We start from the raw sequence: 18,687 nt of genomic DNA, 5'->3' as shown, positions 1-18,687 counted from the left end.
AGCGCGAGCGCGGCCCCCGCGCCGGCAGCCGGGTCCGCACCCGCGGCCGGCGCAGCGAGGCGGCCGCGAAGCCCGCGGCCGAGGTCGAGGCGCTGCTCGAGGCCGTCGAGGTGGCGCCGAGCCCCGAGCCGCGCCGTGACGAACGCCGCGACGAGCGCGCCAGCGACGACCGCCGCACGGACGAGCGCCGCGGCGAGGATCGGGGCGAGCGCCGCTCGGGCGAGCGCGGCGAACGGAACGGCGACCGCCGCAACGACCGCGCGGCGGACCGCAACGGTGACCGCCGCGAGGATCGCAACGGCGACCGCCGCGACGAGCGTCGGGACGAGCGCAAGGATGATCGCCGCGACGACCGGCGCGAGCGTTACCGCGACCGCGACCGTGGCCCGGCGGTGCTGGGCATGGGCGATCACGTCCCCGAGTTCCTGACCACCAGCTTCGCCGAGGCCATCGCCATCACCGACGCCCGCTCGGCCGCTTCGGCGCGCGCCGAGGCCGCGGGCGCCGAGCGGACCGGCGACGACACCCGCAGCGAGGCGCAGCCCGCCGAGCGCCCGGCCCGAGCCGAGGGCGACGAGGCCGCGCCCCGCAGCCGCTCGCGCCGCGGTCGTGGCCGGGGTCGGGGCAGCGAGGCCGCGTCCGACTCCACCCGCGAGGCCGAGGGCAGTGCCGAGGCGCCGGTCCAAGAGACCAGCCCCGAGGCGACGCCCGCTGAGGTGACCGCCGAGGCAACCGTCGAAGCCGTCACCGAAGCCCCCGCGCCCGAGGCCGCCGACGCCGCAGCCGAGGCTCCGGCCAAGCCGCGCCGCACCCGCACGCGCCGCAAGCCCGCCGCGGAGCTGCCGGAAGAGCGCGAGGCCCGCGAGGCCGAGGCGACCCCGGCGGACAGCGCCGAGTCCGCGCCCGTGACCGCCGACCCCGCCCCCGACGCGCGGCCTGAAGAACGCGCCGCGCAGGAGGGCGAGACCGACGGCAGCACCGAGACCGGCGCCGAAGCGGACGCCGACGCGGACGCGAAGCCCGCGCCGAAGGCCCGCAAGCCGCGCGCCCCGCGCAAGCCGCGGGCGACCAAGTCCAAGGCCGACGCTTCCGACGACGCCGCGCCCGCCGCCGTGCCGGTGGCCGAGGCCACCTCGGGGACCGTCGCCGGCGCGGAGTGATCCGCGCCGACCGGACCCGGCCATGAGCGGCCGCCCGCACGACCCAGGCACCCTGCCCCCCGCCCCGCGGGCGGGCGGGGTTTTGCCGTCCCGCCCCCTGCCCGCACCGGCGCGGCTCGCGCTCGACGTGGGTCTGGGGGTGGCGGCGGCGCTGGGACAGGCGCCGTGGGGGCTGTGGCCGGTCACGCTGATCGCGCTCGCCGCGCTGCTCTGGCGGATCTGCGGCGCCCCCTCGGCCCGCGCCGCGTTCCTGCGGGCGCTGGCGGGCGGCGCGGGGCATTTCGCCCTCGCGCTCTTCTGGATCACCCAGCCGTTCCTCGTCGAGGCCGAGATCTACGGCTGGATGGCGCCCTTCGCGCTGGTGCTGATGGCGCTCGGCGGGGGGCTGTTCTGGGCCATCCCGGCCGCGGCGCTGCACCCGCTCGGGCACGACCGACGCAGCCGTGCGCTGGGTCTGGCGCTGGGGCTGGTCCTGTCGGACTGGCTGCGCGGCTGGATCTTCACCGGCTTTCCCTGGGCGCTCAGCGGCCACATCTGGATCGACACCCCCGCGGCCCAGATCGCGGCCTGGGGCGGCGCGCTGGGGCTGTCGGCCCTGACGCTCGCCGCCGCCGCGCTTCCTGCCTGGGGCTGGTCGCCCGCCCATCCCGGCTGGCGGGCTTGGGTGCGCGGCACGACACTCGCCGCGATGCTCGTCGCGGCGGCGTGGGTCGCCGGGCTCGCGCGGCTCGCCCAGCCGCTGCCGCCCGACCACTCTGCGGTGATCCGGCTGGTCCAGCCCAACGCCGACCAGACGCTGAAATGGACCCCCGAATGGGCGCCGGTGTTCTATGCCCGGCTGCTCGAGCTCAGCGCCCTGCCCGTCGATCCGCAGCTCGGCGGCGGCCGCCCCGCGGCGGTGGTCTGGCCCGAAACCTCGGTGCCGTTCCTGCTGAACGAGGCCGACCCCTTCCTGCCCGAGATCGCGGCCGCCGCCGGCGCCCCGGTCCTCGCCGGCATCCAGCGCGGCCAAGGCGGGCGCTGGTACAACAGCCTTGCCGAGTTCACCGCCGAAGGCAGCATCGGCCCGGTCTACGACAAGTTCCACCTCGTGCCCTTCGGCGAATACATCCCCTGGGGTGATGCGCTGGCGCGCTTCGGGGTCTCGGCCTTCGCCGCGCAGGCGGGCAACGGCTATGCGCGCGGGACGGGGCCGACGGTGCTGACCCTCGCCGGTCTGCCGCCGGTGCAGCCGATGATCTGCTACGAGACGATCTTCGAGCGCGACCTCGCCCGCCCGCCCCGGTGGGCGGGTGAGCGGCCCGCGTGGCTGTTGCAGGTCACGAACGACGCCTGGTTCGGCAGCTGGTCGGGCCCCTACCAGCATCTCGCGCAGGCGAGGCTGCGCGCGATCCAGACCGGGTTGCCGCTGCTGCGCGCCGCCAACACCGGCGTTTCGGCGGTGATCGACGCACAGGGGCGGGTGCGCGACCGGCTGGCGCTGAACGGGGCCGGCGTGCTCGACGCGCGGCTGCCGGGCGCGCTGCCCCCGACGCTCTGGTGGCGTTGGGGCGACGCGCCGCTGCTGGCGCTGCTCGGGCTCGCGCTCGCGGCGCTCATCGCCCGCCGTCCGCGGCGGGCCCGCAGCGGCCGTTGACGCCGCCGTGCGGTTGGCGTAGCTGCGGGCTTCGGCCCCCACAACGGCTTCCTGGCGTGGCGCGGCCCTGACCCAATGGAGCAATCATGTCCCGTCAGAACTATGTCTTCACCTCGGAATCCGTCTCCGAGGGGCATCCCGACAAATTGTGCGACCAGATCTCGGACGCCGTCCTCGACGCTCTCTTGACCGAGGAAGAGCAGGCCCGGGTGGCGTGCGAGGCCTTTGCCACCTCAGGCATGGTGGTCATCGGCGGTGAAATCGGGCTGCGGGACAAGGCCCGGCTGACCTCGATGATGGGCCGCATCCCCGAGATCGCCCGCGGGGTGATCAAGGACATCGGCTACGAGCAGGAGAAGTTTCACTGGAACACCTGCCACGTCCTGAACTTCCTTCACCAGCAGTCGGCGCATATCGCGCAGGGCGTGGACAAGGACGGCGCCGGCGACCAGGGGATCATGTTCGGCTATGCCGTGGACGAGACGCCCGAGCTGATGCCGGCGCCGATCCAGTATGCCCATGCGATCCTGCGCCGCCTGGCCGAGGCGCGGAAGTCGGGTGAGCAGCCGACGCTGGGCCCCGACGCCAAGTCGCAGCTGTCGGTGCGGTACGAGAACGGCAAGCCGGTGGGGGTGACCCAGATCGTCGTCAGCCACCAGCACCACGACGAGTTCCAGACCTCGGACGACATCCGCGCCATCGTCGAGCCCTATGTCCGCGAGGTCCTGCCCGAGGGTTGGCTGACCAAAGAGACGGTGTGGCACGTCAACCCGACCGGCAAGTTCGTGATCGGCGGGCCGGACGGGGACGCCGGCCTGACCGGGCGCAAGATCATCGTCGACACCTATGGCGGCGCCGCCCCGCATGGGGGCGGCGCGTTCTCGGGCAAGGACGCGACCAAGGTGGACCGCTCGGCGGCCTATGCGGCGCGCTATCTGGCCAAGAACGTGGTCGCGGCGGGGCTGGCGAAGCGCTGCGTGATCCAGCTCTCCTACGCGATCGGCGTGGCCGAGCCGCTGTCGATCTATGCCGACACCTTCGGCACCGGCGAGATCCCGAACGCCGAGATCGAGCGCGCGGTGAGGGCGGTGATGGACCTCAAGCCCTCGGGCATCCGCGACCACCTGAACCTGAACCGCCCGATCTACCGCCGCACCGCCGCCTACGGCCACTTCGGCCGCGCGCCTGAGGCGGACGGCGGGTTCAGCTGGGAACGCACGGACCTGGTCGAGGCGCTGAAGGGCGCGGTCTGACCTTTCAGCGATTGGGAAACGATGCGCCCGCCGGTCCCATCCGGCGGGCGTTTTCTATTCCGCCTTGGCGGGCCTCAGCCACGTCACCCCCGACGCCCCTGCCCGCGCCAGCGTGGGGTCGAGCGACATGGCAATGTACTCCCCCCGCCGCCAGCGTTCGGCGACGTCGTCGTAGTGGCGCGAGAGCGGGTGACCCGACTGGCCGGTCGAGATTACGAAGACCGAGCTGTCCGGGTCGGCGAGGTCATAGACGCCGCGGAACCCCGCCCCGGTGACGGCCTGCCACGGGTCGGCGCCCTCGCCCAGCGTGCCGGCGCGCGCGAGGCTCGAGCCATCGCCCGAGATCGACTGCACGAGGTTCACGACCCAGGCCACCCCCGGCATCCGGCCGAGCGCCGGGTGCAGGTGGCGCGCGGCGTGGACGTCGCCCCAGCGCCAGCTCGTCACGTCGGGGCCGAAGCGCGCGGTCAGATCGACCAGCGCCGCGTCGAGCGCCCGGCGGGCGATGGTCACGCAATCCTCGACCGGCGCCGACTGCACCACGTCGCACCACACCCCCGCGCCGCCGGTGTTGCGGAACACCCGGTCGATGAACGCCGGCCGCAGCCGCCCCGCAACCACGGGGGCGAGCGCCCCCAGCTCGTCATGCACCAGCCGGTCCTGCAGCGCCGCCATCCAGGCAGCGTAGATCAGCGGCTCGGGCAGGTGCTCGCCCATGTTGCCGTCCCACTCGGCCAGCAGGCCGAGCGCGTCCTGCCGCTGGCGCTCGGGCGTGCCGGGGGGCGCGGGCTCTCCGGTGAACCACAGGTCGGCGCCGACCAGCGGCAGCAGCGCGCGGGCCGCCGGGCTCACGGTGTCGAGTTGGGCGTCGATGAAGCTGTCGCGCGAGTGGATTTCGCGCGCCGCGAGCAGGCGGCGCAGGCGCGCGAGGCGCAGCGGGTCGTCGCGGTCGAAGCCGAGCGCGAGCGGGCCGGTGGCCGGGGCCGTCGCGGGACCGGCGGGCGCCGGCGCGGCGGGTTGCGCGGGCGCAGGCTGGTCGGTGTTCGGCGTTGCGGGTGCGGAGGGGACGGCCGATCCGGCTCCGGCGGCCGGTGCAGTCGTCACCGCGGCGCCGGTCCTCGCCTCAGCGCCGGATGCCCCTATCGCACCGATGGGCACAGGCGTCGCACTCCCGGCGGGCGCCGCCGCTCCGGGCGCAGCCGCGCCCGCACCCACGGCGCTGCCCGGGATTTCTCCCCCGGTCGCGGCCACCAGCCCCTGCGCGGGCTGCGTCTCGCGGCGCGGGTCGCCCGGGGGCACCAGCCCCTGCCACGTCGTGCGGGGATCGCTGCCCGGGGCCGGCATCCGCCCGCCGGTCGGGTGATCGCCGCGGATCGGGATCGCCCCGGCCAGCACCTGCGCCACCCCGGCCTTGTCGGCCAGCGTAACCTCGACCGCGGGGGCCACCACCGCCTCGACCGCGCGGCGGGCGGCGGCGCGGTCCGGGGCGGCCATCAGCGCCACCAGCGCGCTCATCGTTCGGTCGTCGGTGGCGAGCCCCGTCCAGCGCAGCGCCGGGACGAAGCCCGCGGGCGTCACCGAGGCGAGCCCCAGATGCGCCGGCGGGATCACCGGTCCGGCCAGCGATTCGCGCAGCGTGATGCGGCGCGGCTCGGCGTCGCGCACCCGGATGATCTCGTGCGTGGTGACGAAGTCGCGCCAGCCGCCGGGACCGAGATAGCGGTCAGGGGCGCCGGGCTGCACCTCCTCCATCACCAGATCCTGGTCGTCGATCGCGGCCGGGGTCAGCCCCCAGGCGAGCGTCGGGTTGCGCCCCGAGAGCACCGCGGGGATGCCCGGGATGGTGCCGCCGATCACGCTGCCCGCGCGCAGGTCCATGCGGGCGAGGTACCACAGCGACGGCGCCGTCAGCGCCACATGGGGATCGTTGGCGAGGATCGGGGCGCCGGCCGCGGTGCGCTCGGCCACGGCCGCGAAGGCGTTGGCCGAGGTGCCCTCGAAGAGCGGCACATAGCCCAGCAGCCGCGCGGCCCAGGCGGCCGCGGCATCGCCCGGACCCGCCGTACGCGCGGCGTCGCCCCGCGCCCCCTCGGCCCCGCCTGCGGCGAGCGGCTGGAACAGCGCGCCCTCGCCAAAGAGCCCGGCATATGCGGGCAAGGGCGGCTCTCCCGCCGCGCCGACGAGGTCCGCGGCGCGCTCGGGGACGGCGAGCGACACCTGCGCGCGCTCGATCTCGGCCACGGCCTGCGTGGTGGCGCCGGCCGCGATCAGCTTGAGGATGGCGAGCGAATCCGCCGGCTGCCAATAGGTGATGTCACCGGGCAGCAGGAAGAACTCGGGCGCGCCCCGGCCGCGGGCGCCGCTGTTGACCTGCTCGACCCAGGCGTTGACCCCGTCGGCATAGGCCTTGAGCGCCGCCTGCGTCGCCTCGTCCTGCGCGGCGAGCGAGGCCTGCGCCGTGCGCCACAGCCCGAGCCGGCGGGCGAGGTCGTCGCTGGCATAGGCGCGGGCGCCGAACAGCTCGGCCAGCCGCCCCTGCGCGGCGCGGCGCAGCACGACCATCTGGAACAGCCGGTCCTGTGCATGGGCGAGCCCGAGCGCGAAGAACGCGTCGTGGTCGGTCTGGGCGAGGATATGCGGCACCCCTTCAGTGGTGCGCACGATCTCGACCGGCTGCTCGATCCCGGCAAGGTCGAAGCTCTCGTCATAGCCCGGCAGCGAGCGGACGGCGAAATACCAGACCAGCGCCACGGCCGCGACAAGCCCGAGGATCAGCCCGATCGTCAGCCGGACGAGCCAGCGAAACAGCGTCAGCATGGTGGGGGGCTGGTCCTTGGAAGCGTCGGCAGGCCGGTTGACCGTCCCGCGGGGGCGATGGAATGTGGCCCTGCTGATAGGCCAGCCGGCGCGGGTTTTCAACGCGCGAGGGGCGGGCGGCGCGCAGACGGGCAATCGGGGGGACGGCATGGCACGGGTGGCATTTCTGGGGCTGGGGGTGATGGGGTTCCCGATGGCCGGGCATCTGGCGGCGGCGGGGCACGCGGTCACGGTCTACAACCGCACCCCTGCCCGCGCCGCCGACTGGGCCGCCCGGCACACCGGCCGCACCGCCCCCACCCCGCGCGCGGCGGCCGAGGGCGCCGAGGTGGTGATGGCCTGCGTCGGCAACGACGACGACCTGCGCGCGGTCTGCCTCGGCCCCGACGGCGCCTTTGCGGGCATGGCGGCGGGGGCGCTCTTCGTCGATCACACCACCGTCTCGGCCAGGGTCACGCGCGAACTGGCCGAGGCCGGGCGCGCCGCGGGGCTGGGCTTCGTCGATGCCCCCGTCTCGGGCGGGCAGGCGGGGGCCGAGAACGGGCAGCTCTCGATCATGTGCGGCGGCACGCCCGAGGATTACGCGCGGGCCGATCCGGTGATCGCCGCCTACGCCCGCATCTGCCGGCGGATGGGCGACAGCGGCGCGGGGCAGTTGACCAAGATGGCCAACCAGATCGCCATCGCGGGGCTGGTGCAGGGCCTCGCCGAATCGCTGAACTTCGCCGAGCGGGCCGGGCTCTCGATCCCCGAGGTGGTCGAGGTCATCAGCCAGGGCGCCGCCGGCAGCTGGCAGATGGTGAACCGCCACAAGGCGATGGCCGAGGGGGCCTTTGACTTCGGCTTCGCGGTGGACTGGATGCGCAAGGACCTGGGCATCTGCCTCGACACCGCGGACGAGACCGGCGCCAGCCTGCCGGTCACGGCGCTGGTCGACCAGTTCTACAAGGAGGTGCAGGCGATGGGCGGCGGGCGCTGGGACACCTCGTCGCTGATCGCGCGGCTGAGGCGGTGAGCGTCCCCGCCCATCAGCGGCCGCTGATCCACCGCGCCGCGGGCCCGGCCGACCCGGCGTGGTTCGAGGGCCGGTTTGCGGCGAACGGCTGGTCGGGGACGTGGCGGGGCGGCGTCTATGCCCACCACCACTACCACGCGACGACGCACGAGGTGCTGGGCTGCTACGCCGGCACCGCCCGGCTGCAACTCGGCGGCCCAGCGGGCGAGGTCCACGACATCGCCGCCGGCGACGTGGTGGTGATCCCGGCCGGGCTGGCCCATTGCAACCTGGGCTCGAGCGCGGATTTCGCGGTGGTGGGCGCCTATCCGAGTGGGGTGTCGCCCGATCTGCAGGACGGCGCGGGCGATGCGGAGGTCGAGCTGCCCCGGCCGGCGCGCGATCCGGTTCTGGGCGCAGGCAACGGATTTGCCGTGCACTGAGGGAAAGCGGTGCGCGAAGCCATCAAGAAGAGTGAGGGTGCGATCGGGATGCCAACCTGTTCACTCGTGAGCGGGTGGCACCCATGCCGGTTTTTTCGCCTAACCCGCATTGGTATGGCTCCACACCTCGCGAGCCCGGGCCGAAGTCAGCTTGCTCTGTCAACCGAAAGGTGAAGTCCGTTTAAACTGAACCAAGAGTCTCCGAGGTCGTGACGTGACACTCCGTTTCAGACAGACATTTACACTGTTCCCCGGCGTGCGGATAAACGTCGGCAAGCGCGGCATCAGCACAAGCATTGGTGTCCGCGGCGCTACGGTCAACATCGGGAGGCGAGGGGTCCGCGCCACAGTCGGGGTACCGGGCAGCGGGATTTCATACAGCGCCTTGGTCTTGCCGGTCGGGCAAGCCGGAAACCCCTTACCACGGCCGGAGCCTACACCGGTTGGCTTCATGCCGCCTCCGGTCAAAAGCCCCGCGGGAGGGAATAGCCCGGCCTCAGCGATGGTTTATATGCCGCAGACAGGCATGAACGAGATCGCCAGCGCCTCGGTGGAGGTACTGACCAGCAATTCGCTTCTGCCGCTACGCGACCTGATCGCGAAGGCCCGCGAACAGCAGGCGCTAGTAAAAACTGACCTGAACGAGGCGCGGGAAGAAGAGGCGAAACAGCACGGGGAACTGACCCGCCGCAAGCGGAGCTTGTTTCATTGGTTCTACAAGAGATGGATTTCTGAACTCGAGGCGACCCTGCCGGTCACCCGGGCGGAAGTCGCCCGCCTCTCGAACTGGCAGGAAAACACCAAGATTGAAATCACATTCGAAGCAGGTGAGGCCGCCCAGCGCGCTTACTCCTCAATGGTTCGCGCCTTCGATGCGCTGAAACTCAGCGACAAGAAATGGGACGTGACGGCGGACAGATTAACGAACCGATTTGTAGAGCGAACCCTTGCCGACCGGACAGTCAATCTGTTCCCAGCTGTGTTGGAGTTCATCTCAAATGATTTGATCCAGTTTTCTGGACGTGCAATGCGCTTCGAGAACGTCAACGGAGGCGACATTCTGATCTACCCCGGCGTGGCAGTCATTCCGCGTGCCGATGGTGCGTTCGCTTTGATCGATATACGGGATTTGCAGGTCACGACTGACGGGGTGCGGTTCCACGAGACGGAGAGTGTCCCTCGGGATGCTGAGGCCGTCGGCCAGACATGGGCAAAGACGAACAAGGACGGTTCACCGGATCGCCGCTTCAAAGAGAACTACGCAATCCCGAACTGTCTCTATAGGCAAATCGCCTTCCGCTCTCAGACGGGCGTTACAGAGGAATACATGGTGTCGAACGCCGCAGCTGCGCTCGCCTTCGGTGCGGCGATGAACGCGTATAAGACGGCGCTGGCCGAAACAGATCTCCCGTCCGGAAATAACCCCGATTAGCCATCTAGATTACCGGACCCTGATCTGCAATTTCTGGCGCGCCCAGAAATGGGGAGCGAGTCCAAGAAATCACAAACGACGTCGTTTCGACGGTGGTATGATCAGTTAGAACTAAAGTTATTGTGCCCATCGTCCCGAAGCTCCGGGACCAGATGGGTTGCATCATATTTTCACGCAATGGAAAATATTTTGGCAGCCCGTAGGGGAGTCGAACCCCTCTTTTCAGGTTGAAAACCTGACGTCCTAACCGATAGACGAACGGGCCACCGTGGCGCCTCTCAGCGTCTGCTGCGCGGCGTGGAGCGGTGTTTAGGCGACCCTGCCGGGGGCCGCAAGCAGAAAATGATCCCCTCGGCGATCTTTCCTCTCGGCCCCGCCCCGCCCGGGGGTCGGGCCGCCCTGCCCCGCGCCTCAGGCCGCCGGCGCGGCGTCGTCCAGACGCAGGCGCACGCGCCGCCGGCCGCCCCAGACCGACAGGTCGAGCCGCCCGGCGAGGTGGAACCGCCGCCCGTGCGCGCCAAGCAGCGCGGGGCCTAGCGGGCCCTGCATCGCCCCCCAGCCAATCGCGTCGAGCGCCGGCGCGCCGGGGCTCCGGGCGCGCAAGCGCAGGTGGCCGTCGCCCATCGTCTCGACCCGCTCGAGGATCACGTCGGCCAGCGCAAACCGCGGCGCGGGCGCCGCCGCCCCGAACGGCCCGGCGCGATCCAGCGCCTCGAGCAGATCGACGGTGGCGAAGGCCGGGTCGAGCAGGCCGGAGATCCGCAGCCGCCCGGCCTCGGCCCGCCCCGCGAGCGCCGGGGCCAGCAGCTCGGACAGCCGCGCCATCGCTGCGGGAATCGCCGCCTCGGCCACCGTCAGCCCGGCGGCCATCGCGTGCCCGCCGCCCTTCTCGATCAGCCCTTCTGCGGCCAGCCGCTGCACCGCGCGGCCGATGTCCACGCCGGGGACCGAGCGGGCCGAGCCCTTCCCCACCCCGCCCGCCACACCGATCACGACCGAGGGCAGGCCGCTCGCCTCTTTCAGCCGGGCGGCTACGATGCCGACGACGCCCGGATGCCAGCCCGCGCCGGCCGCCCAGGCGAGGCTCGCGTCGCCGCGCGCCTCGGCCTGGGCCACGGCCTCGGCGCGCACCCCGGCCTCGATCGCGCGGCGGTCCTGGTTCAGCGCGTCGAGCTCGGCGGCGAGCCGCGCCGCCTCGGACGGGTCGCCGCAGCTCAGGCACAGCGCGCCGAGGTCGGCGCGACCGACCCGGCCGCCCGCGTTGATCCGCGGCCCGAGCAGAAACCCGAGGTGGAAGGCCGAGGGCGGCCCGTCGAGCCGCGCGGCATCGGCCAGCGCCACCAGCCCGGGCCGCTCGCGCCGGGCCATGATGGCGAGGCCCTGCCGCACGAAGGCGCGGTTCACCCCGATCAGCGGCGCCACATCGGCCACCGTGGCCAGCGCCACGAGATCGAGCAGCGGAATCAGCGCGGGCTCGGCCAGCCCCCGCGCCCGCAGGCCGCGGTTCGCCTGCACCAGCGTCAGGAACACCACCCCCGCGGCGCAGAGATGGCCGAGGCTGCCGTCCTCGTCGGCCCGGTTGGGGTTCACTACGGCGAGCGCCGGGGGCAGCGTCTCGCCGCCCTGGTGGTGGTCGAGGACGACGACCTCGGCCCGCCCCGCGGCAGCCAATGCCTCGTGGCTCAGCGTCCCGCAGTCGACGCAGACGATCAGGTCATGGGCCGCCCCCAGCGCCGCGATGGCGGGGGCGTTGGGGCCGTAGCCCTCGTCGATCCGGTCGGGGATGTAGAGCGTCGCATCCCGTCCCTGGGCGCGCAGCCAGGCGAGGATCAGCGCCGCAGAAGCGCCGCCGTCCACGTCGTAATCGGCAAAGACCGCAATCCGCTCGCCGCCCACGGCCGCGGCCACCAGCCGCTCGGCCGCCACGCCCATGTCGCGCAAGGACAGCGGGTCGGGCAGCAGGTCGCGCAGCTTGGGTTCCAGATAGCCGCCCGCCGCCTCGGGCGCGACACCGCGCGCGGCGAGGATGCGGGCCACCGGCAGCGGCAGGGCGGCGGCCTGCGCCAGCCCCTCGGCCAGACGCTCTTCGGCGGGATCGGGGCCGGCCCAGCGGCGGCCGGTTAGCGACGCCTCGACATTCAGGAATGCGGTCATGGCGCGCTTGTCGCCAAGGCGGCCGCCTTAGGCAACCCCCTCGGGCCACGCGCCAAGGGGCGGCGTCTGTCCGGCCCGGAGACCCATCGGCGGCGCAGCCCGCGCCGCGCCGCCGGTTCAGGTCAGCGGATCGGGTTGCGGTAGAACACCCGCCGCACCGACCCGGTCTTCGAGCGCATGAGGATCGTCTCGGTCTCGATGAACTGCGGCTCGCGCCGCAGCCCCTGCACGATCGAGCCGTTGGTGACGCCGGTGGCCGAGAAGATCACGTCCGCCGTCACCATCTCGTCGCGCGAATAGATGCGGTTCAGGTCGGTGATCCCGGCCTTGGCGGCGCGGCCCCGCTCGTCGTCGTTGCGGAACAGCAGCCGGCCCCACATCTGCCCGCCCATGCACTTGAGCGCCGAGGCCGCGAGCACCCCCTCGGGCGCGCCGCCCGAGCCCATGTACATGTCGATGCCGGTCTTCTCGGGCTCGGCCACGTGCATGACACCGGCCACGTCGCCGTCGGTGATCAGGCGGATCGCGGCGCCGGTGGCGCGGACCTCGGCGATCATCTCTTCATGGCGCGGGCGCTCGAGGATGCAGACAGTGATGTCCTCGGGCTTCACGCCGCCGGCCTTGGCCAGCGCGTGCACCCGCTCGGTCGGCGTCATGTCGAGGCTGACGACGTCCTGCGCATAGCCCGGCCCCACCGCCAGCTTGTCCATATAGACGTCGGGCGCGTGCAGCAGCGTGCCGCGCGGCGCCATGGCGATCACGGTCAGCGCGTTCGGCATGTCCTTGGCGGTCAGCGTCGTCCCCTCGAGCGGGTCGAGCGCGATGTCCACCTCGGGGCCCGTGCCGGTCCCGACCTCCTCGCCGATATAGAGCATCGGCGCCTCGTCGCGCTCGCCCTCGCCGATCACCACGACGCCCTTGATGTCGAGCATGTTGAGCTGCTCGCGCATGGCGTTGACCGCGGCCTGGTCGGCGGCCTTTTCGTCGCCGCGGCCGATGAGGCGCGCCGAGGCATGGGCTGCCGCCTCGCTCACCCGGGCGAGGCCCAGCGAGAGCATCCGGTCGTTGAAATCCTTGGGCGCGGTCATCATCAGGTCTCCTGCGGGTTTGGCCGCTGTTACGCCCGCCCCCCCGCCGCGGCAAGACTGGGGGCGCTAACACGGGGCGTGCGGGGGTGGTGCTGCTCAGTCGGCCGACAGCTCGAGCGCCAGCGCGTGGATGCGCGGGACGATGTCGCCCAGCGTGCGGTTCACCAGCCGGTGCTGCTCGACGCGGCTCAGCCCGGCCAGCGCCGGGGCGCTCATCCGGATACGCCAGTGGGTCTGGCCGCCCTCGCGCCAGCCGGCGTGGCCGTGGTGCTGGTGGCTCTCGTCGATGACCTCGAGCCGGGTGGGCGCCAGCGTGGCCAGCCTTTCGCGCATCTCGTCGGCAATCTCTCGCGTCATGGGGCCGGTTCCTCTTTCCCTCGGGTTCAAATGCCCTACACTCCCGGTCCCGAGTCGAAAAGCAGGGCCCCATGACCAACAGCGACCCGTTCGGTTTCGATATGTCCGCCGCGTCGGACAAGAAGCGCCGCGCCAAGGGCCGGCGCGGGATGTCCGGTGCGTTCGAGACGTCGACCCGGCGCTGCGACAAGGTCGGATGTTCCGAGCCCGGGCAGTACCGGGCGCCCAAGTCGCCCAAGCAGCTCGACGACTACTTCTGGTTCTGCAAGGACCACGTGCGCGAGTACAACGCCAACTGGAACTATTTCCAGGGCCAGTCCGAGGCCGAGTTCCAGGAGTTTCTGGACAACGCGACCGTGTGGGAGCGTCCGACCCGCCCCTTGGGCCGCGCGACGCAGGAACAGGCCTGGGCGCGTCACGGGGTCAACGACCCGCTCGAGATCCTCGGCGCCAACGGCACCAACCCCGAGGCGCGCAGCCGCGCCACCCGCAAGCTGCCCCCGACCGAGCGCCGCGCGCTCGAGATCCTCGACGCCCGCGACAGCTGGACGCGCGCGGAAATCCGCAAGCAATACAAATCGCTGGTGAAGGATCTTCACCCTGACATGAACGGTGGCGACCGCTCGGACGAGGACCGGCTGCAGGAGGTCGTCTGGGCCTGGGATCAGCTCAAGGACAGCCGCAGCTTCAAGGAGTGAGGCGGGCCGGGGCGCGATGACCGTACACCCGCGTGCGGACCCTTGCCGATGTTCGGGCTGTGGAGCGCCTTTATGTGAACGCGGCACGCTAGCTGTGAGTGCTGTTCGTCCGCGCCCGACATCATCACCCGACCGAGCAAGGACCGAGAGGCTTATTAACAAAAAAGCGCGCATCGCCGCGCCCAAAAACGTCGATGGCCCGCCGATCCGGCGGGCCATCAGCATTTCAACGCACCCGCCTTACGGCGTGATCGTCACCTTGCTCATGTAGTCGGGCTTCTCGACCGCGCCGTTCGCCGCCTGGTCGCCCTTCTTGATCGCGTTGAGCACGTCCCAGCCCTCGATCAGCTGGCCCACGACGGTGTACTGCCCGTCGAGGAAGTTGGCCGGCGCGAGGTCGATGAAGAACTGGCTGTTGGCGCTGTCCGGGTCGGCCGAGCGGGCCATACCGACGGTGCCCGCCCCGAACGTCACGTCACTGAACTCGGCCTTGAGGTCGGGCAGGTCGGACCCGCCCATGCCGGCCTGGCTCGTGTCGCCGTCGTGGCGGCCGTGCTGGACGTCGCCGGTCTGGGCCATGAAGCCGTCGATCACGCGGTGGAACACCACCCCGTCATACTTGCCCTGCTGGGCCAGCGTGGTCAGCCGCTCGACGTGGTTCGGTGCCTTGTCGGCATAGAGGTCGAGCACGATCTTGCCCTTGGGCTGGCCGGCGGCGTCGGCGACCTCGATCACCATGTTCGGGCCGGGGCCGTCGGTGGCCTTGGGGGCCGCGACCTGGGCCTGGGCCACGCCGGCGGCGAGGATCAGGGCGGAGGACAGGAACAGCTTACGCATCGGCAGCCACCTTGACCGAGATCATCCGGTCGGGGTTCGCCGGCGGCTCGCCCCGGGTGATCTTGTCCACGAACTCCATCCCCGAGACGACGCGGCCGTAGACCGTGTACTGCCCGTTCAGGAAGTCGTTGTCCTTGAAGTTGATGAAGAACTGGCTGTTGGCGCTGTTCGGGTTCGACGACCGCGCCGCCCCCAGCGTGCCGCGCGAATGCGGCAGCTTCGAGAACTCGGCCGGCAGGTCCGGCCGGTCCGACCCGCCGGTGCCGGCGCGCCGCGCGTCGCCGCCCTCGCGGCCATGCTCGACGTCGCCGGTCTGGGCCATGAAGCCGTCGATCACGCGGTGGAACGCGACCCCGTCATACTTGCCGGCGCGGGCCAGCTCTTTCATCCGCGCGCTGTGCTTGGGCGCCACGTCGGGCAGCAGCTCGATCACCACCGGGCCGTCCTTCAGCTCGATGATGATGGTGTTCTCGGCGTCCTTCATTTCGGCCATCGGGGTCTCCTCGTCGTTGGTCCGGGATCGGTGTCCGGCGGCCGGTCTAGGCCGCGAACCGTGCCCCCGCAACGCCCAACGGAGGGCTGCGGGTCCATGCCGCCCGGCCGCCGCGGGGTTGACGATGAGTTGACGCGACCGTGAAGCTGTCGGACAAGGCGCCAGCACCGCGCCCGCGAGGAGTAAGAGACCATGCCCCGTTTCCACACCATCGACGACCTGGACCTCGACGGCAAGGTGGTCCTGACCCGCGTGGACGTGAACGTCCCGGTCGAGGACGGGCGCGTGACCGACGCCACCCGCATCGAGAAGATCGTGCCGACCATCAAGGCCATCCAGGCCAAGGGCGGCATCCCGGTGCTGATGGCGCATTTCGGCCGCCCCAAGGGCCAGCCGGTCGAGACGATGAGCCTGCGCCAGGTCCTCCCGGCGCTTGAGGCGGCGTTGGGCCAGCCCGTGGCCTTCGCCGAGCACGCGATCGGCGGCGACGCCAAGCGCGCGGTCGCAGCATTGCAGCCGGGCAACGTCCTGCTGCTCGAGAACACCCGCTTCTATCCGGGGGAAGAGGCGAACGACCCGACTTTCAGCGCCTCGCTCGCGGCGCTGGGGCAGGTCTATGTGAACGACGCCTTCTCGGCCGCCCATCGCGCCCACAGCTCGACCGAAGGCGTGGCGCGTCTGCTGCCCGCCGGCGCCGGCCTGCTGATGGAGGCCGAGCTGAACGCCCTCAACGCCGCGCTCGGTGAGCCCGAGAGGCCGGTGGCGGCGGTGGTCGGCGGGGCCAAGGTCTCGACCAAGCTCGAGCTGCTCGGCAATCTCGTCGAGAAGGTCGATCACCTGATCATTGGCGGCGGCATGGCCAACACCTTCCTGCTGGCCAAGGGGGTCGAAATCGGTAAGTCGCTGGCCGAGCCGGACATGGCCGACACCGCCCGCGACATCCTGACCAAGGCCGCCGAGACCGGCTGCCAGATTCACCTGCCCGTCGACGTGGTGGTGGCGCGCGAGTTCCGCGAGGACGCGCCGCACGAGCTGGTCCCGGCCGAGGCCTGCCCGCCCGACGCGATGATCCTCGACGCGGGCCCGCAGACGGTCGAGGCGATCCGCGGCGTTTTTGCCGCTGCGCACACGCTGATCTGGAACGGCCCGCTCGGCGCCTTCGAGATCCGGCCGTTCGACGCGGCCACCAACGCCGCAGCCCAGGCCGCGGCAGAGCTGACGCGCGAGGGCAAGCTCGTCTCGGTCGCCGGCGGCGGCGACACGGTGGCGGCGCTGAACAAGGCGGGCGTGGCGCAGGACTTCACCTTCATCTCGACGGCGGGCGGCGCCTTCCTCGAGTGGATGGAGGGCAAGGACCTGCCCGGCGTCGCGGCGCTGATCGATTCCAAGCGCTGAGGCGCAGCGTCGAGTGGACATGAAGAAGGGGCGGCCCGCCGGGCCGCCCCTTTCTGCATCGCGGGCCTGCGGTCAGTTGCTCGCGCCCGGGGTGGTCGCCGCGGGGCCGGTGGTGGTGGCGGGCGGCGTCGTGGTGGCGGGCGGTGTGGTGGTCGCCGGGGCCGCCGGCACCGCCGCGTCGGTGGCCGCGGGGGCCGCGCCCGGCGTCGTGGTGCTGACCGCGTCCGAGGCCGGGGCGTGCTCGCCCACCGGCTCGGGGCGGCCGTTCATCCAGCCGAACACCAGCGCCGCGATGCCGGCCAGCAGCAGCGCCGCGACGATGGCGATTAGCGCCGGGCTGTGGCGGCGGGCGCTGCGCTCGGGCGTGTTTTCGTTGTGGGACATGAGGCTACCTCGCTGCGGAAGGGCGGTGGGGTGTCGGGCGGTGCGGGTCGGGGTGCGCACCCGGTGTGGAACCAGAACCCCCGCCGGCGTGGCAGGGTTCCCGCAGAAGGGCCGCCGTGCCGTACCCTCAACCCGAGGCGCTGACGCCCCGCTGCAGCCGTTAGCGCAACCGGCCTTTCCCTCGCCCGGCGGTCTGCTAAGGGGTCGCCAACCTGATCCGTGAACCGTGGAGCGCCTCCGATGCAGATGACCGACACCGTCAAGAAGATCCTCGCCAACTACGAGGGCGAGAACCCGGGCGTGAAGGGCAATCTGGCCCGGATGCTGATGACGGGCAAGCTGGCCGGCACCGGCAAGATGATCATCCTGCCCGTCGACCAGGGCTTCGAGCACGGCCCGGCGCGCAGCTTCGCCAAGAACCCGCTCGGCTACGATCCCCACTATCACTACCAGCTGGCCATCGACGCGGGCCTGAACGCCTACGCCGCGCCGCTGGGCATGATCGAGGCCGGGGCCGACAGCTTCGCGGGCCAGATCCCGACGATCCTCAAGTGCAACTCGGCCAACTCGCTGATGTCGGACACCGCGGGCAAGAACCAGGCGGTGACGGCGACCGTGCAGGACGCGCTGCGTCTGGGCTGCGCGGCCATCGGCTTCACCATCTACCCGGGCTCGGACATGGCGCTCGACATGTTCGAGGAGATCTCGGAGATGCGCGCCGAGGCGGCCTCGGTCGGCATCCCGACGGTGATCTGGTCCTATCCGCGCGGCGAGGCGATCACCAAGGACGGCGAGACCGCCATCGACATCGCGGCCTATGCCGCGCAGATCGCGGCGCTTCTGGGCGCGCACATCATCAAGATCAAGCTCTCGACCGACCACCTCGAGAACAAGGACGCCAAGAAGGTCTATGAGGACCAGGGGATCGACATCTCGACCCAGGCCAAGCGCGTCGAGCACTGCATGCAGGCGGCCTTCGGCGGGCGCCGGATCGTGGTGTTCTCGGGCGGTGCGGCCAAGGGGTCGGACGCGGTCTACGAGGATGCCATCGCCATCCGCGACGGCGGCGGCAACGGCTCGATCATCGGCCGCAACAGCTTCCAGCGCTCGCGCGAGGATGCGCTGGCGATGCTGGGCAAGCTGGTGGACATCTACCTCGGCAAGGCCTGATTTGTTTCTGGCGTAGGATTGACGGGCGGCGCTGCGGCGCCGCCCGTTTTCGTTTGGTGCGTTGGATCGGGCCGAGGCGTCGGCCTGACCGGTGCGGGGTTTCCCTTTCCGCGCCGCGTGCTTTAGGGAGAGCGCAAAGTCACGGGGGCCGGCCATGTCGTTCTTTTCCAAGCTGCGCGAGCGTCTGACCAAGTCGTCCTCGAAGATCGGGACGGGGCTGGATGACCTGATCGGCCAGGGGACGGACGAGGCGGCGGCTGCGCCGCGCCCTGCGCCTGCGCCGGCGCCGACCCATCAGCCTGCGCCCGCGCCGCAGCCCCCTGCCCCTGCCCCGCAGCCCCCGACGCCCGCGCCGCAGCCGGCCCCGCAGGCGCCC

Annotated in this window: 15 protein-coding genes, 1 tRNA gene, 3 pseudogenes and 1 riboswitch; of the genes and pseudogenes, 11 read left to right on the top strand and 8 right to left on the bottom strand. The window is 71.8% G+C overall.

Going from position 1 to position 18,687, the window contains the following annotated elements; genetic code table 11:
• The 3 genes and pseudogenes from ACFHYO_RS14835 to metK all read left to right on the top strand — a co-directional run.
• Positions 1–1,160 (top strand): annotated as a pseudogene (locus ACFHYO_RS14835) (hypothetical protein); the annotation flags it as partial.
• A gap of 22 nt (positions 1,161–1,182) precedes the next feature.
• A complete protein-coding gene (gene lnt / locus ACFHYO_RS14830) occupies positions 1,183–2,796 on the top strand; it encodes an apolipoprotein N-acyltransferase (RefSeq protein ID WP_394321402.1) in 1,614 nt (537 codons plus the stop codon).
• A 32-nt stretch (positions 2,797–2,828) separates the two neighbouring features.
• Positions 2,829–2,879: riboswitch (SAM-SAH riboswitch) on the top strand.
• 3 nt (positions 2,880–2,882) lie between these two features.
• Positions 2,883–4,049 carry a methionine adenosyltransferase gene (metK, locus tag ACFHYO_RS14825; protein ID WP_168782008.1) on the top strand — a complete coding sequence of 389 codons (1,167 nt, stop codon included), beginning with the start codon at positions 2,883–2,885 and terminating at the stop codon, positions 4,047–4,049.
• 54 nt (positions 4,050–4,103) lie between these two features.
• Here metK and ACFHYO_RS14820 read toward each other — a convergent pair whose 3' ends face one another.
• Positions 4,104–6,866: a penicillin acylase family protein gene (locus tag ACFHYO_RS14820; RefSeq protein WP_394321400.1), complete on the bottom strand. Its 2,763-nt coding sequence runs from the start codon at positions 6,864–6,866 to the stop codon at positions 4,104–4,106.
• A gap of 148 nt (positions 6,867–7,014) precedes the next feature.
• On the opposite strand from ACFHYO_RS14820, the gene ACFHYO_RS14815 reads away from it, so the two are divergent.
• From ACFHYO_RS14815 to ACFHYO_RS14800, 4 genes and pseudogenes are all read left to right on the top strand, one after another.
• Positions 7,015–7,881 (top strand): NAD(P)-dependent oxidoreductase, encoded by an 867-nt coding sequence (locus ACFHYO_RS14815; RefSeq protein ID WP_394321398.1) that lies wholly within the window; start codon positions 7,015–7,017, stop codon positions 7,879–7,881.
• Positions 7,878–8,303 (top strand): cupin domain-containing protein, encoded by a 426-nt coding sequence (locus tag ACFHYO_RS14810; RefSeq protein ID WP_394321396.1) that lies wholly within the window; start codon positions 7,878–7,880, stop codon positions 8,301–8,303. The genes ACFHYO_RS14815 and ACFHYO_RS14810 overlap by 4 nt, the downstream gene beginning before the upstream one ends.
• 214 nt (positions 8,304–8,517) lie before the next feature.
• Positions 8,518–8,673: pseudogene (locus ACFHYO_RS14805) on the top strand (DUF4236 domain-containing protein); the annotation flags it as partial.
• Between the two features lie 156 nt (positions 8,674–8,829).
• Entirely contained in the window at positions 8,830–9,735 is a 906-nt protein-coding gene (locus ACFHYO_RS14800; protein ID WP_394321410.1) for a hypothetical protein, read from the top strand.
• 190 nt (positions 9,736–9,925) lie between these two features.
• Here ACFHYO_RS14800 and ACFHYO_RS14795 read toward each other — a convergent pair.
• The 4 genes from ACFHYO_RS14795 to ACFHYO_RS14780 form a co-directional block, all read right to left on the bottom strand.
• A tRNA-Glu gene (locus ACFHYO_RS14795) sits at positions 9,926–10,000 on the bottom strand.
• Positions 10,001–10,146: 146 nt separating this feature from the next.
• On the bottom strand, positions 10,147–11,889 hold the full coding sequence (recJ, locus tag ACFHYO_RS14790; protein WP_394321395.1) for a single-stranded-DNA-specific exonuclease RecJ: 1,743 nt from the start codon (positions 11,887–11,889) through the stop codon (positions 10,147–10,149).
• Between the two features lie 122 nt (positions 11,890–12,011).
• On the bottom strand, positions 12,012–12,977 hold the full coding sequence (glpX, locus tag ACFHYO_RS14785; protein WP_036711010.1) for a class II fructose-bisphosphatase: 966 nt from the start codon (positions 12,975–12,977) through the stop codon (positions 12,012–12,014).
• Between the two features lie 96 nt (positions 12,978–13,073).
• The gene (locus ACFHYO_RS14780; RefSeq protein ID WP_036711000.1) at positions 13,074–13,334 is read right to left on the bottom strand and encodes a BolA family protein; all 261 of its coding nucleotides are present in this window, start codon (positions 13,332–13,334) and stop codon (positions 13,074–13,076) included.
• A 71-nt stretch (positions 13,335–13,405) separates the two neighbouring features.
• Here ACFHYO_RS14780 and ACFHYO_RS14775 point away from each other — a divergent pair, with 71 nt between their 5' ends.
• On the top strand, positions 13,406–14,032 hold the full coding sequence (locus tag ACFHYO_RS14775) for a J domain-containing protein (RefSeq protein WP_394321393.1): 627 nt from the start codon (positions 13,406–13,408) through the stop codon (positions 14,030–14,032).
• Positions 14,033–14,272: 240 nt separating this feature from the next.
• Here the strand turns inward: ACFHYO_RS14775 and ACFHYO_RS14770 are convergent, their stop codons facing one another.
• Positions 14,273–14,869 carry a peptidylprolyl isomerase gene (locus ACFHYO_RS14770; protein ID WP_394321391.1) on the bottom strand — a complete coding sequence of 199 codons (597 nt, stop codon included), beginning with the start codon at positions 14,867–14,869 and terminating at the stop codon, positions 14,273–14,275.
• Positions 14,862–15,362, bottom strand: coding sequence for a peptidylprolyl isomerase (locus ACFHYO_RS14765; RefSeq protein ID WP_394321389.1), 501 nt, complete (start codon positions 15,360–15,362; stop codon positions 14,862–14,864). The genes ACFHYO_RS14770 and ACFHYO_RS14765 overlap by 8 nt, the downstream gene beginning before the upstream one ends.
• 192 nt (positions 15,363–15,554) lie before the next feature.
• Here ACFHYO_RS14765 and ACFHYO_RS14760 point away from each other — a divergent pair, with 192 nt between their 5' ends.
• Entirely contained in the window at positions 15,555–16,757 is a 1,203-nt protein-coding gene (locus tag ACFHYO_RS14760; protein WP_394321387.1) for a phosphoglycerate kinase, read from the top strand.
• A 72-nt stretch (positions 16,758–16,829) separates the two neighbouring features.
• Here the strand turns inward: ACFHYO_RS14760 and ACFHYO_RS14755 are convergent, their stop codons facing one another.
• The gene (locus tag ACFHYO_RS14755; RefSeq protein WP_394321385.1) at positions 16,830–17,141 is read right to left on the bottom strand and encodes a hypothetical protein; all 312 of its coding nucleotides are present in this window, start codon (positions 17,139–17,141) and stop codon (positions 16,830–16,832) included.
• Between the two features lie 240 nt (positions 17,142–17,381).
• Here ACFHYO_RS14755 and ACFHYO_RS14750 point away from each other — a divergent pair, with 240 nt between their 5' ends.
• On the top strand, positions 17,382–18,311 hold the full coding sequence (locus tag ACFHYO_RS14750; protein ID WP_036702449.1) for a class I fructose-bisphosphate aldolase: 930 nt from the start codon (positions 17,382–17,384) through the stop codon (positions 18,309–18,311).
• Between the two features lie 154 nt (positions 18,312–18,465).
• Positions 18,466–18,687 (top strand): annotated as a pseudogene (locus ACFHYO_RS14745) (signal recognition particle-docking protein FtsY); the annotation flags it as partial.

The organism is Paracoccus panacisoli (assembly GCF_042435015.1).
Classification (GTDB): Bacteria; Pseudomonadota; Alphaproteobacteria; order Rhodobacterales; family Rhodobacteraceae; genus Paracoccus; species Paracoccus panacisoli.
The sequence above is the reverse complement of the archived record's forward strand: the minus strand, read 5'-3'. Positions and strand labels throughout refer to the sequence as shown.

Coding starts and splice junctions, on each gene's coding strand:
- lnt (WP_394321402.1), top strand. CDS start 1,183: ATGAGCGGCCGCCCGCACGACCCAGGCACCCTGCCCCCCGCCCCGCGG.
- ACFHYO_RS14780 (WP_036711000.1), bottom strand. CDS start 13,334: ATGACGCGAGAGATTGCCGACGAGATGCGCGAAAGGCTGGCCACGCTG.
- recJ (WP_394321395.1), bottom strand. CDS start 11,889: ATGACCGCATTCCTGAATGTCGAGGCGTCGCTAACCGGCCGCCGCTGG.
- ACFHYO_RS14815 (WP_394321398.1), top strand. CDS start 7,015: ATGGCACGGGTGGCATTTCTGGGGCTGGGGGTGATGGGGTTCCCGATG.
- ACFHYO_RS14760 (WP_394321387.1), top strand. CDS start 15,555: ATGCCCCGTTTCCACACCATCGACGACCTGGACCTCGACGGCAAGGTG.
- ACFHYO_RS14820 (WP_394321400.1), bottom strand. CDS start 6,866: ATGCTGACGCTGTTTCGCTGGCTCGTCCGGCTGACGATCGGGCTGATC.
- ACFHYO_RS14770 (WP_394321391.1), bottom strand. CDS start 14,869: ATGCGTAAGCTGTTCCTGTCCTCCGCCCTGATCCTCGCCGCCGGCGTG.
- ACFHYO_RS14765 (WP_394321389.1), bottom strand. CDS start 15,362: ATGGCCGAAATGAAGGACGCCGAGAACACCATCATCATCGAGCTGAAG.
- ACFHYO_RS14750 (WP_036702449.1), top strand. CDS start 17,382: ATGCAGATGACCGACACCGTCAAGAAGATCCTCGCCAACTACGAGGGC.
- glpX (WP_036711010.1), bottom strand. CDS start 12,977: ATGACCGCGCCCAAGGATTTCAACGACCGGATGCTCTCGCTGGGCCTC.
- metK (WP_168782008.1), top strand. CDS start 2,883: ATGTCCCGTCAGAACTATGTCTTCACCTCGGAATCCGTCTCCGAGGGG.
- ACFHYO_RS14800 (WP_394321410.1), top strand. CDS start 8,830: ATGAACGAGATCGCCAGCGCCTCGGTGGAGGTACTGACCAGCAATTCG.
- ACFHYO_RS14755 (WP_394321385.1), bottom strand. CDS start 17,141: ATGTCCCACAACGAAAACACGCCCGAGCGCAGCGCCCGCCGCCACAGC.
- ACFHYO_RS14775 (WP_394321393.1), top strand. CDS start 13,406: ATGACCAACAGCGACCCGTTCGGTTTCGATATGTCCGCCGCGTCGGAC.